Source organism: Synechococcus sp. LTW-R (genome assembly GCF_014217875.1).
Lineage (GTDB): Bacteria > Cyanobacteriota > Cyanobacteriia > PCC-6307 > Cyanobiaceae > Vulcanococcus.
Window position 1 is genome coordinate 653171 of sequence record NZ_CP059060.1, and the last position, 15968, is coordinate 669138.

At 63.1% G+C, this 15968-nt stretch carries 19 protein-coding genes and 1 tRNA gene; 12 read left to right on the top strand and 8 right to left on the bottom strand.

The features are described 5' to 3' along the window. Nucleotides 1-42: 42 nt before the first annotated feature. On the bottom strand, nt 43-483 hold the full coding sequence (locus H0O22_RS03685; RefSeq protein ID WP_010317065.1) for a peptidylprolyl isomerase: 441 nt from the start codon (nt 481-483) through the stop codon (nt 43-45). Nucleotides 484-552: 69 nt separating this feature from the next. Here H0O22_RS03685 and H0O22_RS03690 point away from each other — a divergent pair, with 69 nt between their 5' ends. After that, nucleotides 553-1464, top strand: a complete 912-nt coding sequence (locus H0O22_RS03690; RefSeq protein ID WP_185187667.1) for an S-methyl-5'-thioadenosine phosphorylase — start codon at nt 553-555, stop codon at nt 1462-1464. On the opposite strand, the gene murQ is transcribed toward H0O22_RS03690, so the two are convergent. Genes murQ through dnaK form a run of 4 tightly spaced genes read right to left on the bottom strand, consistent with a single transcriptional unit; the run spans nt 1461 to nt 6167 of the window. Next, nucleotides 1461-2378: an N-acetylmuramic acid 6-phosphate etherase gene (gene murQ / locus H0O22_RS03695; RefSeq protein WP_185187668.1), complete on the bottom strand. Its 918-nt coding sequence runs from the start codon at nt 2376-2378 to the stop codon at nt 1461-1463. The genes H0O22_RS03690 and murQ overlap by 4 nt on opposite strands. After that, entirely contained in the window at nt 2375-2815 is a 441-nt protein-coding gene (locus H0O22_RS03700; protein ID WP_185187669.1) for a DUF3110 domain-containing protein, read from the bottom strand. The genes murQ and H0O22_RS03700 overlap by 4 nt, the downstream gene beginning before the upstream one ends. 29 nt (nt 2816-2844) lie before the next feature. After that, complete coding sequence (locus tag H0O22_RS03705; RefSeq protein WP_185187670.1) at nt 2845-3780, bottom strand: DnaJ domain-containing protein; 936 nt, start codon at nt 3778-3780, stop codon at nt 2845-2847. A 17-nt stretch (nt 3781-3797) separates the two neighbouring features. Then, a complete protein-coding gene (dnaK, locus tag H0O22_RS03710; RefSeq protein WP_185187671.1) occupies nt 3798-6167 on the bottom strand; it encodes a molecular chaperone DnaK in 2370 nt (789 codons plus the stop codon). A gap of 92 nt (nt 6168-6259) precedes the next feature. On the opposite strand from dnaK, the gene pstC reads away from it, so the two are divergent. From pstC to pstB, 3 genes are read left to right on the top strand one after another with little or no spacing between them, the layout of a single operon-like run. Further along, nucleotides 6260-7213 (top strand): phosphate ABC transporter permease subunit PstC, encoded by a 954-nt coding sequence (pstC, locus tag H0O22_RS03715; protein WP_185187672.1) that lies wholly within the window; start codon nt 6260-6262, stop codon nt 7211-7213. A 3-nt stretch (nt 7214-7216) separates the two neighbouring features. Continuing rightward, nucleotides 7217-8098 (top strand): phosphate ABC transporter permease PstA, encoded by an 882-nt coding sequence (gene pstA / locus H0O22_RS03720; protein WP_185187673.1) that lies wholly within the window; start codon nt 7217-7219, stop codon nt 8096-8098. A 23-nt stretch (nt 8099-8121) separates the two neighbouring features. Next, nucleotides 8122-8937 carry a phosphate ABC transporter ATP-binding protein PstB gene (pstB, locus tag H0O22_RS03725; protein ID WP_185187674.1) on the top strand — a complete coding sequence of 272 codons (816 nt, stop codon included), beginning with the start codon at nt 8122-8124 and terminating at the stop codon, nt 8935-8937. Nucleotides 8938-8991: 54 nt separating this feature from the next. Here pstB and H0O22_RS03730 read toward each other — a convergent pair. Then, nucleotides 8992-9078 (bottom strand) — tRNA-Ser (locus H0O22_RS03730). A gap of 117 nt (nt 9079-9195) precedes the next feature. Between H0O22_RS03730 and H0O22_RS03735 the strand changes: the two genes are divergently transcribed. The 6 genes from H0O22_RS03735 (at nt 9196) to H0O22_RS03760 (ending at nt 12537) form a co-directional block, all read left to right on the top strand. Further along, nucleotides 9196-9561, top strand: coding sequence for a 2Fe-2S iron-sulfur cluster-binding protein (locus H0O22_RS03735; RefSeq protein WP_185187675.1), 366 nt, complete (start codon nt 9196-9198; stop codon nt 9559-9561). A gap of 8 nt (nt 9562-9569) precedes the next feature. Continuing rightward, nucleotides 9570-10460: an inositol monophosphatase family protein gene (locus H0O22_RS03740; protein WP_185187676.1), complete on the top strand. Its 891-nt coding sequence runs from the start codon at nt 9570-9572 to the stop codon at nt 10458-10460. A gap of 28 nt (nt 10461-10488) precedes the next feature. Continuing rightward, the gene (locus H0O22_RS03745) at nt 10489-11664 is read left to right on the top strand and encodes an ATP phosphoribosyltransferase regulatory subunit (protein ID WP_185187677.1); all 1176 of its coding nucleotides are present in this window, start codon (nt 10489-10491) and stop codon (nt 11662-11664) included. Between the two features lie 54 nt (nt 11665-11718). Then, nucleotides 11719-11943 carry a ferredoxin family protein gene (locus tag H0O22_RS03750; protein WP_185187678.1) on the top strand — a complete coding sequence of 75 codons (225 nt, stop codon included), beginning with the start codon at nt 11719-11721 and terminating at the stop codon, nt 11941-11943. An 81-nt stretch (nt 11944-12024) separates the two neighbouring features. Beyond that, a complete protein-coding gene (locus tag H0O22_RS03755; protein ID WP_185187679.1) occupies nt 12025-12207 on the top strand; it encodes a hypothetical protein in 183 nt (60 codons plus the stop codon). A gap of 69 nt (nt 12208-12276) precedes the next feature. Then, nucleotides 12277-12537, top strand: a complete 261-nt coding sequence (locus H0O22_RS03760; protein ID WP_185187680.1) for a hypothetical protein — start codon at nt 12277-12279, stop codon at nt 12535-12537. 6 nt (nt 12538-12543) lie between these two features. Here the strand turns inward: H0O22_RS03760 and H0O22_RS13280 are convergent, their stop codons facing one another. After that, complete coding sequence (locus H0O22_RS13280; protein WP_255439449.1) at nt 12544-12666, bottom strand: hypothetical protein; 123 nt, start codon at nt 12664-12666, stop codon at nt 12544-12546. A 52-nt stretch (nt 12667-12718) separates the two neighbouring features. On the opposite strand from H0O22_RS13280, the gene H0O22_RS03765 reads away from it, so the two are divergent. Then, nucleotides 12719-13030, top strand: a complete 312-nt coding sequence (locus H0O22_RS03765; protein ID WP_185187681.1) for a hypothetical protein — start codon at nt 12719-12721, stop codon at nt 13028-13030. Here H0O22_RS03765 and H0O22_RS03770 read toward each other — a convergent pair. Next, nucleotides 12967-13803: a DUF3598 family protein gene (locus H0O22_RS03770; RefSeq protein ID WP_185187682.1), complete on the bottom strand. Its 837-nt coding sequence runs from the start codon at nt 13801-13803 to the stop codon at nt 12967-12969. The genes H0O22_RS03765 and H0O22_RS03770 overlap by 64 nt on opposite strands. Nucleotides 13804-13946: 143 nt before the next feature. On the opposite strand from H0O22_RS03770, the gene htpG reads away from it, so the two are divergent. Then, nucleotides 13947-15848, top strand: coding sequence for a molecular chaperone HtpG (htpG, locus tag H0O22_RS03775; RefSeq protein WP_370521504.1), 1902 nt, complete (start codon nt 13947-13949; stop codon nt 15846-15848). Nucleotides 15849-15968: the final 120 nt, after the last annotated feature.

Here is a 15968-nt window from a genome sequence, read left to right on the forward strand (position 1 = left end):
TGAGGGTTGGGTTCAAGGGGCTGTCCGCCAGCCCCAGCTGAATCAGCCTTGGATGGTGACCTTGTTGATGCGGCTGCCGTTCTTGAGGGCTAGCACCACATCCATGTTTCCGGTGTGACCGAAGACGGTGTGGACGCCGTCGAGGTGGGGCTGGGCTTCGTGGCAGATGTAGAACTGCGAGCCACCGGTGTTCTTGCCGGCGTGGGCCATAGCCAGGGTGCCGGCCTGGTGCTTCTGCGCGTTGATCTCGCAGTCGATCTGATAGCCAGGACCGCCGGTTCCGGCCATGCCACGGGCGCCTTCACGGCTGTTGGGGCAACCGCCCTGGGCCATGAAGCCAGGGATCACTCGGTGAAAGGCCAGGCCGTCATAGAAGCCGTCCTTGGCCAGTTTCACGAAGTTGGCCACGGTGTTGGGCGCGTCGGCTTCGAACAGTTCCAGTTCGATCGTGCCGGCGTCGGTCTCCATCACGGCTTTGGTCACGGTGAGATCGTCAGCAAACCGCCTCAGTATGGGCGCTCCGGTAGAAGTGATGGGGTCTGATCAGTGGTGATGTCCGTCCCCCATTCCGTTGACCTCAGCCAAGCCCGCCTTGGGGTGCTCGGCGGCAGCGGGCTCTACGCGATGGAGGGTCTGGAGGACATCCAAGAACTGACGGTTGACACGCCCTTCGGCGCCCCGTCGGATCAGCTGCGGCTGGGTCGCTTGGGCGGAATGGAGGTGGTCTTCCTGGCCCGCCACGGCCGCCACCACACCTTCCTACCGACGGAAGTGCCCTACCGGGCCAATATCTGGGCGATGCGCTCCCTCGGCGTGCGCTGGATCCTCTCTCCCTCCGCGGTTGGCTCCCTGCAACAGGAGATTCCGCCCCTGGACATGGTGGTCCCCGATCAATTCATCGATCGCACCCGGGATCGCCCCAAGAGCTTCTTCGGCGAAGGCGCCGTGGCCCACGTCGCCCTGGCGGACCCCTTCTGCCCGAGCCTGAGCCGCGTCTTGGCGGATGTCGCCGACAGCCTGATGCCCGAGGGCCGGACCCTGCACCGCGGCGGCACCTACCTCTGCATGGAAGGTCCGGCCTTCTCCACCCGCGCTGAGTCGAACCTCTATCGCAGCTGGGGCTGTTCGGTGATCGGGATGACGAACCACACCGAAGCCCGGCTGGCCCGTGAGGCAGAAATCGCCTACGCCACCCTGGCGATGGCCACGGACTACGACTGTTGGTATGCCGACCACGACAGCGTGACCGTCGAGATGGTCATCGGCAATCTCAAGGCCAATGCAGCCCTGGCGACCCAGATCGTCAAAACCACCGCTGAACGGATCGCAGCCCTCAGGCCGGCCAGTGCGGCCCACCACGCCCTGCAGGATGCGCTGATGACGCCGGCCGATCAGGTTCCGGCGGCCACTCGGCGGAAGCTCAATCTGTTCACCGAGCCCTATTGGGGGGCGTTTACGGGCTAGGCGCTTAACGCCTGCCGCAGGTTGCCGCCGCAGTTCTCGAGTAATTGGCGGGCTGCGGTCAGATTGAGGGAGCGCTGGGCCATCACCAGGGCGAGCTTGACGGAGCCCCCACTGGCGTCCAGCAGGGCCCGGCCTTGGTCCCGGCTGACACCAGCGAGGTCGGCCAGGATCCTGAGGGCTCGGTCCTCGAGTTTGCTGTTGGTGACCGCCACGTCGACCATGCGGTTGCCATAGACCTTGCCAAGGCGAACCATCACGCCGGTGCTCAGGATGTTGAGCGCCATCTTCGTGGCAGTCCCGGCCTTCAGACGGGTCGAACCCGTCAGCACCTCTGGACCCGTGATCAGGCGAATGTCGATCGCGCAGGGCATGGGGACCTGTTCGGCAGGAACACAGGCCATGGCGATGGCTAAGGCACCGAGGGAGTTGGCGTAGTGCAGCGCGCCATGGACATAGGGCGTGGTCCCGCCAGCCGCGATGCCCACCAGGGCATCCTTTGGTCCGAAATTGCGTTCCTCAAGATCCGCCTGGCCGGCTTCGAACCGGTCCTCAAGGCCCTCGGAACTGCGCAGCAGCGCTGGGCTGCCTCCAGCCAAGACCCCTTGAACCAGCTCCGGCGGGCTGCAAAAGGTTGGCGGGCACTCGGCTGCATCCAACACACCGAGGCGCCCAGAGGTGCCGGCCCCCAGATAAAAGAGACGCCCTCCGGCCTGAAGGCGCTCAGCGATGGCCTCAATCGCCTCAGCTAACGCAGCGGAGGCACCTGCAACGGCTTCCTGGGGTTTGCGATCTTCCGCCACAAACACCCCGACGAGCTCCTCGGTGCTGAGGGCGTCAAAGTCCGTACTCGCGGGATTGACCTGTTCGGTCAGCAGATGCCCCCGCTGAACGTCCTCGAACGCGGAGGGACTCACAGCAATCCCTCGAGGCGGCGGCGGAAGTCCTCCAGTTCGCTGTTATCGGTGCTGATGGGCTCCTCCGCCGGTGCGGCAGGTGCTTCGGCGGTCTGAGTGGCCTCCTGACCGGGCTCGGGCTGGTCCCGCCAGGTGGTCACGTCCATATTTTTTTCGGGGGGCGCAATCAGCAGGCGTTCTTCTGCGGTCTGGGGGAGAAAACCGCTCGGAACGAAGCGAGCCTCATAGCCAGCGCTTGCGCAGAACTCCTCCATCTCGCGCCGATCGATGGCGTCCACCGTGGGCATCGGGAAGTCTTGCGCTTCCAACAGGCCGGCGTATCGCTCCGCATCATCCCGATCCTCAAAGAGGAGGACCACGGTGGAGCCATTCAGTTCCAGCGAGTGGATGCCCTCGTTCTCGCTGCCAGCGTCAAAGAGCAGAACGTGAACCGACATCACAAACGCACGGGTCAATCCGCAGTCTCTCACTGATTGACCGCGCGATCACGGCCACCATCAATTTCCTCAGCGAGCTGTTGCAGCCTGCGATACAGGGCTTCTTCGGCCTCGGTCAGCCCCTGGGGGACGACCAGACGAATCTCGACCAGCTGATCGCCCCGTTGGTCGAAGCGGCTCAAGCCACGCGCGCGCAAACGCAGCAGCCGGCCGCTTGAGGATCCAGGCGGAATGCGCAGCTGCACCGGACCATCCAGGGTGGGGACGACGGCCGTACAGCCCAAAGCCCCCTCCGCGGGGGAGAGCTCTAGTTGGTAGTGAACCCGCAAGCCATCAATGCGTAAACCGTCGTCCGTGCGGACACGCAGCTGCAAGAAATGGTCCCGGCCACCGGGGGCCACCCCAGCCAGGCGAAGCCGCCAGCCGTCACCGGCCATGGCTGGCGTCCAGACCTCGATCGCCGTCCCGTCTGGGAGTTCCAGCTCGATGCGAACTCCCTGAAGGGCCTGCTCAGGCGTGAGGTCGACCACCGATTCGAGCTCCTCGCTCGCGACCACAGGGGGCGGTGGCGGTGGCACCGGTGGGGTCACATCACCCGGCGGGTCTTCTTGGTATGGCTCCTCCTCGGAGTCGTACTGGGCAGAACGTCGAGTTTCCCGATGGAACACGTCGTCCAGATAGTCCTCGAAGTCGGGGAAACCGGTGGCGAAGGGATCTAAGCCCGCCGCTGCTGCTGCGGCTTCATCCAGTCCGGCCTCCCATTGCTGCCGCCTCTGGGGGTCACTGAGAACGGCGTAGGCCTCGTTGACCGCCTTGAACTGTTCCTCGGCATGGGGATCATCCCCATTCAGGTCGGGGTGCCAACGCCGAGCTTGTTGGCGAAAGGCGCGTTTTAACGAGGAGGCATCCGCCCCTGGATCAAGGCCGAGGACGGCCCAGTAGTTGATGCTGCCCGTCTCGGACATCACAGGACTCACCTCCGTCAGTCCTCAGCCCAGGGATCTCCCTCATAGGAGCCTTGATCGGGAGTGGTCGGGGTTACTGCCCTGGGACGGGAGGGCGCGTTCCGCTCGGCAACACGGTCGTCGCGGGGCTGATCCACAGCTGCGTCGGACCGGTCGTCGTAGCGCTCTTCGTAGTGATCGTCGTAGCGGGCTTCCTCGCGTCGTGTGTCATCAGCGCGATCGGGGTATCGATCGAAGTCCTGATAGCGGGGGGCTGGTTCGAACTGCCGTTCGCTACGGCCGTATCGATCAGACGGTTCGTCCCAGGTTTGGTTGCGGGGTTGAGGCGGTTGATCCCAGCGGGATGGGGCCTCGGTCGGCCGATCCCAACTCGGACGTGGGGCATCAAAGCGGTCCAGGCTCGGACGATCCCAGCGGTCCTCCTGCCAGCCACCACCGAGACGCGGTTCACTCCAGGGATCGCGGGAGCGGCCCGGGCGATCCCAGTCATCCCAATCGTCTTCGGCGAACAACTCGTCCTTGAGGGAGCCCAAGGTGTTTTTGATGCCCTGGATCGGATTGGAGTCCTGCTTGCGCTCACTGGCCAGACGCCGGTTCAAGCCGTAGATGGCCTCTTGCAGCTGACTGACGCTGATGTCGAGTTCGCTGAGATCTCCATCGGCCAACATCTCCTGCACGTCGCGCATGGCGATCTCAACGGCGCGTTGCTGGCGCTCAGCGCCGTAGGGACCCAATTCCAGGGCCGCATCCCGCAGCCGCCGCTCAGCCTGACCGACCAGGGTTTGAGCGCGGTTTCGGCGATCGATCTCCGCCCGCTTGCGACGGTCCTCGCTGGCCTTTTCCTCGGCCTCCGCAATCAGGGTTTTGATCTCCTCTTCACTGAGGTTGGATCCGCCCTGAATGCTGACGCTCTGCTGGCGACCCGTCGTGCGGTCCGTGGCCGACACCTGCAGGAGGCCGTTGGCGTCAATGTCAAAGGAGACCTGAACCTGAGGGACGCCCCGGGGAGCAGGGGGGATGCCCGAGAGCTTGAAACGGCCCAGGCTCTTGTTGCCATCGGCCATCTGCCGCTCCCCTTGGAGCACGTGAATTTCAACCGAGCTTTGATTCGCTTCGGAGGTGCTGAAAAGATCGCTCTTGCGCACCGGGATGGAGGTGTTGAGGGGAATCAGCACCTTCATCACCCCACCAATGGTCTCCAATCCCAGGGAGAGGGGGGTGACGTCGTTGAGCATCAGATCCCGTAATTCGCCGGTCAGGATTCCGGCCTGAACGGCGGCACCAATCGAGACGACCTCGTCGGGGTTGACCGACTGACAGGGCTCCAGGGGCACAAGGGTGCGCACCATTTGCTGCACCATCGGCATTCGGGTGGAGCCACCCACGAGGACCACATCGTCGATGTCCTCCGCCGCGAAACCGGAATCGCGGAGCGCGCGTTGCACCGGGCGAAGCAAACGATCGAGCAGATCCGGGCAGAGTCCTTCAAAGGTGCTGCGCTCGAGGCTGGTCTCGATATGCAGGGGGCCGTCCTTGCCGGTCGCGATGAAGGGCAAGGAAATCGGGGTGCTTTGCACACCACTGAGTTCAATCTTGGCCTTCTCGGCCGCCTCGGTCAGCCGCTGGAGGGCCTGGCGATCGCGGCGCAAATCAATCTCGTGCTCCTTCTGAAAGGCATCCGCCAACCAGTCGACGATCCGACGGTCCCAGTCGTTTCCGCCGAGCTGGGTGTCTCCACTGGTGGCCTTGACGTCGAAGACCCCCTGGGCAACGCGCAGGATCGAGACGTCAAAGGTGCCGCCACCCAGGTCAAAGACCAGCACGCGTTTGACCGTGCTGCGATCAAATCCGTAGGCAAGGGCCGCCGCGGTGGGCTCGTTCAGGATCCGCTCAACCGAAATCCCAGCCAGACGGCCGGCATCACGGGTGGCCTGACGCTGGGCATCGTTGAAATAGGCGGGGACCGTGATCACCGCGGCCTCGACGGGCTCACCGAGGAAGGTGCTGGCGTCGTCCACCAGCTTGCGGAGCACGCTGGCCACCAATTCTTCAGGCGCGTATTCCCGCTCAGTGGCGGGGCAGACCACACGGACATTGCCCTGATCGTTGGCGCGAACGGTGTAGGGGACGGCCAGGCTGCCGTCGTCCAACTCATCCCATTGACGGCCAACAAAACGCTTGAGATTGGCGAAGGTGTTGCGCGGGTTCAACACGAGCTGGCGCCTGGCCAGCTGACCAACAAGCAGTTCTTGGTCTTTACTGAAGCCGACCACGGAAGGAGTCGTGCGCCCGCCCTCAGCGCTGGCGATCACCTGGGGACGGCCACCCTCCAGCACCGCAACCACGGAGTTGGTGGTTCCCAGGTCGATTCCAACGATCCGTGCCAACTGCGTTCCTGCGCCCTGGGGCCATCCACGTTGTCCTCCAAAGCTAACGGCAATAGGGCAGAGGGATAGATTCCTAGGAGGTTAAGAACCCCATGGCCAGGAGTCCGCGCCTTGAGCTCTTCGCCTTGCGGCGTCGGTCTGCCTCCGAACGGGCCGCTGACCGTGGTTTTCAGCACTTGGCCGTGGCCCTCGCTGGGGCCGTGGGCTTGCTGGTCTTTGCCATCCTCCTGACCGTCTTCAGCGGTGCCTGGGAGGCGATTCAGACCTTTGGTCTGTCCTTCATCACGACATCGGACTGGAATCCGATCAGTGAGCACTACGGCGCCTTCACGGCGATCTACGGCACCCTGGTCAGCTCTGGCGTGGCCCTCTTGATCGCGGTTCCCCTCGGCGTGGGCACAGCGATCTTTCTGACGGAAAACATCATTCCCAAGGGCATCCGCGAGGTGTTGGGGGTGATGGTGGAGCTCCTAGCGGCCATTCCATCGGTGGTCCTTGGCCTGTGGGCCATCGTCGTGATGGAGCCCTTCCTGCGCCCCTTCCTGACGGATCTGCACCGTTACCTGGGCTGGATCCCGTTGTTTTCAACGGAGCCGCAGGGCCCGGGCATGGCGCCAGCCTCACTGATCCTGGTGGTGATGATCCTGCCGATCATCACTGCCATCTCCCGGGATGCCCTCAGGCAAGTACCCGACGGGCTGAGGCAGGCGGCCTACGGCATCGGGACCACGCGCTGGGGCGCCATCTTTCAGGTCATGCTCCCGGCGGCCATCTCAGGCATCACCGGTGGGGTGATGTTGGCGTTGGGCCGGGCGATGGGCGAAACCATGGCCGTGACCATGATCATCGGCAACTCCAACAACTTCAGCTTCAGCCTTTTGGCCCCGGCCAACACGATCTCCTCGATGTTGGCCAACCAATTCGGTGAAGCGGACGGCATTCAGGTGTCTGCCCTGATGTACGCGGCCTTGGTCTTGATGCTGATGACCTTGCTGGTGAACCTGCTCGCCCAGCAGGTGGTGAAGCGACTGAGCTTGAAGTACTGAGCCATGACGCTTTCTCAGCACGGTTCTCTTCGGTACCGCAACGGTCTCTCCCGGAACATCTGGAACCGGGTGTTTACGTCCATTGCGGCCCTCTTCACCGGTCTGGCGGTCCTCCCCCTGGTCTTGGTGCTGGCCTATGTCCTGATCAAGGGCGGATCCTTGATCAATTGGCAGCTGCTCACTGAGCTGCCACCTCCACCCGGCCTAGATGGAGGTGGCATCGGCAACGCCATCGTCGGCACCCTGCTGATCACGGTGCTGGCCAGCGCGATTGCCATCCCCATCGGCGTGGGTGGTGGGATTTACCTGGCGGAGTACTCCCGCTCCGGTGGCTTCGCCCAGTTCGTCCGCTTCGGGACCAACGTGCTCTCCGGTGTCCCCTCGATCATTTGTGGTGTCTTTATTTATGGCCTGATCGTCAGCACGCGGGCGATCGCCGGCCAGAGCTACAGCGCCATAGCCGGTGGCATGGCCCTGGCGGTGCTGATGATCCCGACGGTGATCAAGACCACCGATGAAGGTCTCAAGTTGGTCCCCCAGGAACTGCGATGGGGTGCCATGGGCGTTGGGGCCTCCAAGGTCGTGACGATTACCCGGGTCACCCTTCCGGCGGCCTTCGCTCCGATCGCCACGGGTGTCGTCTTGGGCATTGCCCGGGCCGCCGGAGAAACCGCACCGTTGATCTTCACCGCACTGTTCTCACCGTTCTGGGCGGATGGGGTGTTGAACCCAATCGCCTCGATGTCAGTCCTGATCTACAACTACGCGATCATGCCCTACGAGGCCCAGATCTCCCTGGCCTGGGCGGCGTCCTTTGTGTTGGTGATGATGATCCTGTTGGCCAATCTTTTGGCCCGCTGGATCGGTCGCCTCTCCCGCGCTTGATCTTCACCCCCTCACCCAGCCACGTGATCTCCACCCCCCAGGCCAGCTCTGATTCCAGCAACGGGGTTTGCCTGTCCCTGCAGGACGTCTCGATTAGCTACGGCAGCAAAGAGGCAGTTCGCGGGGTCTACATGGAGATCCCCCGGGGACAGGTCACGGCTTTCATCGGCCCCTCGGGCTGCGGCAAGAGCACGGTGCTGCGGGCCTTGAACCGCATGAACGATCTGATCGACGGCTGTTCAATCAAAGGCCGGGTCATCTTCGATCAGCAGGACCTCTACGCCCGGCATGTGGATCCGGTTGAGGTGCGCCGCCGGATTGGGATGGTGTTCCAAAAGCCCAATCCCTTCCCGAAAAGTATTTACGAAAACATCTCCTTTGGCGCCCGCGTGAATGGCTACAAGGGCGACATGGACGAGCTCGTGGAGCGCTCCCTTCGCAAAGCTGCCCTCTGGGATGAAACCAAGGACAAGCTCAAGGAAAGCGGTTACGCCCTCTCCGGCGGTCAACAGCAGCGCCTGTGCATTGCACGAACGATTGCGATTGAGCCCGAGGTGATCCTGATGGACGAACCCTGCTCAGCACTCGATCCGATCTCGACGTTGAAGATCGAGGAAATGATGCACGAGCTGAAGAAGAACTACACGATCGTGATCGTCACCCACAACATGCAACAGGCCGTTCGGGTGAGCGATTACACCGGTTTCTTCAACGTCAGCCAACGCAGCGATCGCGATAGCAAGGTGGGAACACTGGTGGAATTTGCTGAGACGGAGCGCATCTTTAACGCACCCAAAGAGCAGGCCACCCAGGACTACGTCACCGGCCGATTCGGCTAATTCGGCCATCAACAAATTGGCATGAAAAAGCCGCTCAAAGAGCGGCTTTCCAAACGGAGAGGGAGGGATTCGAACCCTCGATAGAGTTGCCCCTATACAGCATTTCCAGTGCTGCGCCTTCGACCACTCGGCCACCTCTCCGTGAGGGGCTTTTCGCAGCTCCGCCACTGATCCTGGAAGGAGCAGAGGACGTCGCGGCTGCGCGGGGGCAACGACGAGAATGTAGCAGTCACTGCTCCCCCATTGGATTGCTGCTCCATGCACAGTCACCCGATCACGGTTCATTGGCGCCAAGAGAACCGCACGATCCAGTTGAACGTGCCCGAAGGCGAGTACATCCTCAGGAGCTTTGAGCAACAGGGAGAACCCCTCCCCTTCAGCTGTCGCAATGGCTGCTGCACGGCCTGCGCCGTTCGCGTCCTCGACGGTGAGATCGACCAGCGCGAAGCCCTGGGCTTGTCCAAGGACATCCGCAGCCGTGGCTATGGGCTGCTCTGTGTGGCCCGTGCCACTGGTCCCTTGGAAGTGGAGACCCAGGACGAAGACGAGGTCTATGAGCTGCAGTTCGGCCGCCACTTCGGCCGCGGCAAGGTGCGCGCCGGCCTGCCCTTGGATGAGGAGTGAGTCCAGTCATGCAGACCCGTCTCACCGATCAAGCCGCCCAGAACTCCGGCTTAAGCCAGGCCGAGCTGGAGCGTTTCAGCACGGTAGCCCGCCAGGCGGCAACGGCCGGAGCCCTCGAGCTGAAGCGGCTCTTTGGACGCCTGGAGCGGATCCGCGAAAAGGGCCGTGCCGGTGACCTCGTCACCGAAGCCGATGTCGCCGCCGAGCAGGCCGTGCTGACGGTGCTGAGCGAAGCCACCCCCGAGTTGGGGGTGTTGGCCGAGGAGAGCGGCCGCAAGGAAGGGCAGAGCAGTGACCTGCAGTGGTGCGTTGACCCGCTCGATGGGACGACGAACTATGCCCATGGCTATCCCTTCTTCGGAACGTCCATCGGCTTGACCTGGCGCGGACAGCCCCTGCTGGGTGCCCTGGCCGTACCGGCCCTGGATCGCCTCTATTGGGCCGCCCCGGGTCTTGGGGCCTGGTGCAATGACGCCCCGATCCAGGTCAGCGGCTGCACGAGCCTGGGGGAGTCCCTGCTGGTGACGGGCTTTGCCTATGACCGCCACACCCGCCTGGACAACAACTACGCGGAGTTCGCCTACTTCACGCACCGCACCCGCGGCGTCAGGCGTGGCGGCGCCGCGGCGGTGGATCTGGCCTTCGTGGCCCAGGGGCTGCTGGATGGCTACTGGGAACGGGGGCTCTCCCCTTGGGACCTCGCCGCCGGCATGGCCCTGGTGGAGCAGGCCGGTGGTGTCGTCTCGGCCTACGACGGATCGCCGGCGGTGTTGGCCAGCGGAAAACTGATTGCCTGCACCCCTGGACTGCAGCAACCGCTCGTGGATGGTCTCGCGAACTGCAGGCCACTGACCGGGGCCAGTTTTGGCGCGCCGGAACTGGATCCGCCCACTCCATAGGATCGGGCGACTTCGACCTGGCCTTGCGATGGCTCTTCAACCGGCTGCCGGAACCAGGGATCTCAATCCCCGCGAGGTGGTCGGTAACCGCTGGCTGTCCGAGCAACTGGGCCAGGTCTACCGCCTTTGGGGGTATGTCGAGGTCAGTCCCCCCAGCGTGGAACGCCTCCAAACCCTGGAGGCCGGCGGCCGGATCAATGACAGCGACGTGCTCCGGCTCGCCACCGATGACCCCCTGGGCCTTCGCCCGGAAATGACCGCCTCCATCGCCCGGGCAGCCTGCACCCGCATGGCGGAACTGCCCAGGCCCCTGCGTCTGTGGAGCTGCGGCACGGTCTTCCGAAGCGTGCAGAGCGACACCGGTCAGCAACGCCTCGAGGAGCAGCTGCAGAGCGGTGTTGAGCTCTTTGGCCTGGCCGATGGGAACCACAGCGTCGCCGATGCCGAGCTGCTTCGCCTCCTCCTGGCCTGCCTCCAGACCATTGGCATTGGCTCCGAGCACCGTCCCAAGCTGCTCTTGGGCCATCACGGAGTCCTCTCGGCACTCCTCGACCAAGTCCCTGCAGCGCAACGCACGGCCGTCCGCCAGGCCCTCGTCAGCTTTGATCCCCTGGCTCTGGCCAAGCTGGAGCTTCCAGGCCACCAACGCCAGGCCCTCGAACAATTGATGCGCCTGCGCGGCGAGCCGGAGGCCGTGCTGGTGCAGTTGGGAGCGTTGCTAGGCCACTCCCGCCAACTGGATGAGCTTGCGGAGTGCCTCAAGGTCGTTGCACCTGCCGCAGCCGAGGCCCAGGTCGAGCTGCAGCTGGACCCGACCTTCCAGCCCCACTTCGACCTCTATGACGGTCTGGTGTTGAAGCTGGTCTGTCAGGGCCTGGATGCCCCCGTCGAAATCGCCAGCGGCGGCCGCTATGACGCCCTGGTCGAACGGTTCGGCGGGGACGCCTCGGGGCTCGGCTTCAGTTTCGACCTGGAAGCCATCCAAAGCTTGCTCGGTACCGAGAACACGGCCCCAAGCCGCCCCGAGCTCACACTGATCAGCTTCAAGGACATCACCCAGCTGCCGGCGGCCTTCTCAGTCCAAGCCGAACGGCACCAACAGGGCCACAGTTGCCTGCTTCTCCATCAGCCCTGCTCGACGGAAGCTGAAGCCCGAGCGCAAGCCGATGCAAGGGGCTGCACTGGTTTGATCTGGTTGGGCTGAGGCAGCGACTGGAACCTGGGGTCCTTAGGATCTCAGCTCCTTGAAGGGCTGCTGATGGCACACACAATCGTCACCGACGTCTGCGAAGGCGTGGCCGATTGCGTTGATGCCTGCCCGGTGGCTTGCATCAACCCTGGAAGCGGAGCCAACACCAAGGGCACCGAGTTCTATTGGATTGATTTCGACACTTGCATCGACTGCGGCATCTGCCTCCAGGTCTGCCCAGTGGCCGGGGCGATTATTCCGGAGGAGAAGCCCGAACTCCAACGCGCCTACTAAGCCCTGCGTCAGCGCTTTAGGATTTCTTTCGCTTTTGACCCTGCGCTGCGCTTGAGTGGAGTGAATTGCGGTGTTGAAGCCGTGTCTTTTCAGCCTGGCGCCCTCGTCACGCTCAGCGAAAACCCCGACTGTGTCCTGCAGTTGGTGAATTTGGATGAGGCCAGTGGTTCCGCCTGGGTGCGCCCCTGGCCCCTTGCTCAAGCCCATGCCGCGACCTTCACGGTCTGTCTGAGCGACTTGGATCAAGCGCAACCCGTTGGTTAAGACAGTGTGAGGAGTTGACCCACTCCGCCCCACTCTCCGCAAAGTGGAATTTCCTTCGGGGAGAGAAATATGAATTGGGCGCAGCTGAATCAACCCCAAATCCTGAGGCAGAAGCTGTACCGCTTAATCGATGGGCTCTGCGAACCCCATCGCCAACTGGATACGCTCTACCCCAGCCTTGAATCGGCACTGGACGATGCCATCGGCTGGTTGCAGCAGAGCAACATCAACCCGATCGAACACCCGGTTGGTGTCGAGGTCGTCACGGCGTCTGGTGATTGGCGCACCTTGCGCTCACCGGAGCCGTTGTTTTGCAGCTGGACGCGCTGAACGCCCCTAGTGCATCAAGAGGGGCAGCAGCGGAAACACCGTCGCAAACAAGGTGAGCAGGATGAAACTCCAAATCAGCAGGAGCCCGATTGATTCCTGATCGATTTGGTGCAGGGTTTTCGTGGCCATGGTCGATCACAGTGATCTGAACCAGCCTTAGCGGTGTGGCAGGGACCAACGGATGAGCAGAGATCCCTATCCAAGGCGCAAGGGCGGCGAGTATCACTGCCCTTACTGCTCACCGCTGCCCACCCGCGCGATCCAAGGCGGCAACGGAGCTCCGCACTGCGCCTATTGCGGTGATCCCTTGGTGCGGGAGCCCCATGTCCGGGGAAGCCAGCTCGCGGCCGTGCTGGTGATCAGCGGCTTCCTGGCGCCACTGATCAGCATCCTCTGGCTGGCGACTCAACCGACACCACCCAGGAGGCCTCAGCCCCCTGAGCGACTGGCGACGATCTGGGTCGCGGAGATCCAGGCCCCCGAACGGTCGTAGCGACGGATCAGACGTTGCATGGTGGTCGGAGTCGGCATCCAGCCCGCCTCCAGTTGAAAGGCCTCACGGTGGCTGACCTGAACAGGCCGCAGATTGAAGCCAGCGTCGGGCAACAGTTGTAACTGGTGTTCCTGGGCGCCGTCCACACCCCCGATGCAGCTCGAGAGCAGTGAACCGGAGAGCTCGCTCTGCTGCTGACCGATCTGTGTCCGAATCGAAAAGCCCTGGCTATCAGAGGTCGTGATCTGGAAGGCGGCCTGCTCGAGGCTCGGTTCAGGCCAATCCGCGCTGATCGTTGAGGCTTGTCCGCTCCACTCACCAGCCAACGACTCCAGGCTGGCGGGGGGCTGCTCTTGCCCCGTTCCATCGGTACGGAACTCCCGGATCAGCACCAACTGGCTGAAGCGTCCGTCCTTGGCATGCAGCTGCACCAAGCGGTGGCGACGGTCCTGATCGACAAACCCAAATTCGCCTCCGAACTCAGCACAGGGGGACACCTGCATGCTGCCCTTGCAGAAGGTGCCGTTGTCGAAGAAGACCACCTGCTTGCCGAGGTTTCGGTAGTCCTGAGCCATCTCATGGATGGGCTCACCCTCGACTCCCTCTGGCCCAAAGCGGCGCAGCCTGAAGTGCACCAACCGTTCCTCATCACCCGCTTGCAGAGTCAGGATCGAAGCAGTGGTGTCTGCGATGGAGCCATCGTCGGCGAGCCCACAAAAGGTTCCACGCCACTCCCCCAGGTTGCTCAGAAAGTTGTTCCACTGGCTCGCCATGGAGTCGGCTGAGGTCGCGTTGCGGAAACTAGGCCTTGCGTCCGGGGAGCGCGAGTGGGGGTCGGTTTCCTGCCCACCGTCCCCCCTTGGCTTCAGGCCCTGGCTGGGGAGATTCTGGTCTTCACGTTGTGATCAGAACCGTGGTGCTTCAGGCGGAACAGGGTCAAATCCAGATCCATACCGAGAACATCTTTCCGATCATCAAGAAGGCTGTCTACAGCGGCCATGAGGTGTTCCTGCGGGAACTGGTCAGCAATGGCGTGGACGCCATCAGCAAGCGCCGCATGGCCTCAATGGCTGGCGACTGCAGCGAAGGGCCCGAAGGCAAGATCAGCATTCGTATTGACCGCGAAGCCAAGATCCTCACCATTTCCGACAACGGCATCGGCATGACCGCCGATGAGGTGAAGCGCTACATCAACCAAGTCGCCTTCTCCAGCGCGGAGGACTTCCTCGAGAAGTACAAGCAGGAGTCCGACGCGATCATTGGCCACTTCGGCCTCGGCTTCTACTCGAGCTTCATGGTCGCCAAACAGGTGGAGCTGCTCACGCGCTCCGCCCGTGGCGAGGCTGAGGCCGTCCGCTGGAGCTGCGACGGTTCACCCAACTTCAGCCTCGAGGCCGCCGAGCGGTCCGAGCCTGGTACGGACGTGATCCTCCACCTGATGGAGGAAGAAGAGGAATACATCGAGCCGGCTCGCATCCGGACGCTGATCACCACCTATTGCGACTTCATGCCGGTGGAGGTCCAGATGGAGGGCGAAACCGTCAACAAGCGGGAAGCCCCCTGGCGCAAGAGTCCCCGCGAGCTCACGGATGAGGACTACATCGAGCTCTACCGCTACCTCTATCCCTTCCAGGGAGACCCGCTGCTCTGGGTTCACCTCAACACGGACTATCCCTACAACCTCCAGGGGATCCTCTATTTCCCGAAATCAACCGGCCGGGCTGACTGGGAAAAGGGCGAAATCAAGCTCTACTGCAACCAGGTCTTCGTCAGCGACTCCATCAAGGAAGTCGTTCCCCGCTATCTCCTCCCGCTGCGGGGTGTGATCGATTCCCCGGACATCCCGTTGAACGTCAGCCGCTCCGCCCTCCAGACGGACCGCCGCGTGCGCTCCATCGGCAACTTCGTCGCCAAGAAGGTCGGCGACCGGCTGAAGGAATTGCATCGGGACGAGCCCAAGCGCTACGCCGAGATCTGGGAATCCCTGGCACCGTTCATCAAGATCGGCGCCATGGAAGACGAGAAATTCGCCGACCAGGTGGCCGAACTCGTCCTCTTCGGCACCACAGCCGCTTCCGCCGAGGGCGACAACGCCGACCCGATTGCCGCTGAAGCGGGCAAGTCCTTCACGACCCTGGGGGGCTATCGCTCGCGCCTGAGCAGCGACAACGACAAGCGCATCCTCTACTGCACCGACGAGGCCGGTCAGGCGGGAGCTCTCGCGCTTTGGAAGAGCCAAGGGGCAGAGGTGCTGTTGGCGGACACCTTCATCGACACCCAATTCATCCCCTGGTTGGAATACCGCCATGAGGAGCTGAAGTTCCAGCGGGTCGATAGTGAACTGGACGATTCGCTCCAGGAGAAGGAGAGCGAACTCAGTGACGCCGAGGGCAAAGACAGCTCAGAGAAGCTGCGGGATCTCTTCAAGGCGGCACTTGCCAACGACAAGGTGACGATCCAGGTTCAAGCCCTCAAGGGCGAGAACGCACCTGCCGCACTCATCCTGCTGCCAGAGCAAATGCGCCGGATGAACGACATGGGCGCACTGATGGAACAGCGACTGCCCGGTCTGCCGGACCATCACGTCTTGTTGGTGAACCGCAAGCACCGCCTGGTCGAGGGGCTGATCAAGCTCTCTGCCGGATCGGTCCTGACGGGAACCGGCACCAGCCCCAGTCAGGAACTGGCGGACAACCTCGGCCGTCACCTCTATGAGATGGCCCGCCTGGCCGTCGGAGGCCTGGAGCCCAACGAACTCGCCGGTTTCCAGCAACGCAGCTGTGACCTGATGGGTCAACTGATGGAGCGCGGTCTCTAAGCCAGCCGCTCAGGAGCCCCCGGGTTTGACATCCCCAGGGCTCTGGGGGATGGTGGAGATTGCCTGTCTGGGCTGGCTAACCCTCAGCAGCCCAGGGCCGATCTTGCTGGACTCCACTGG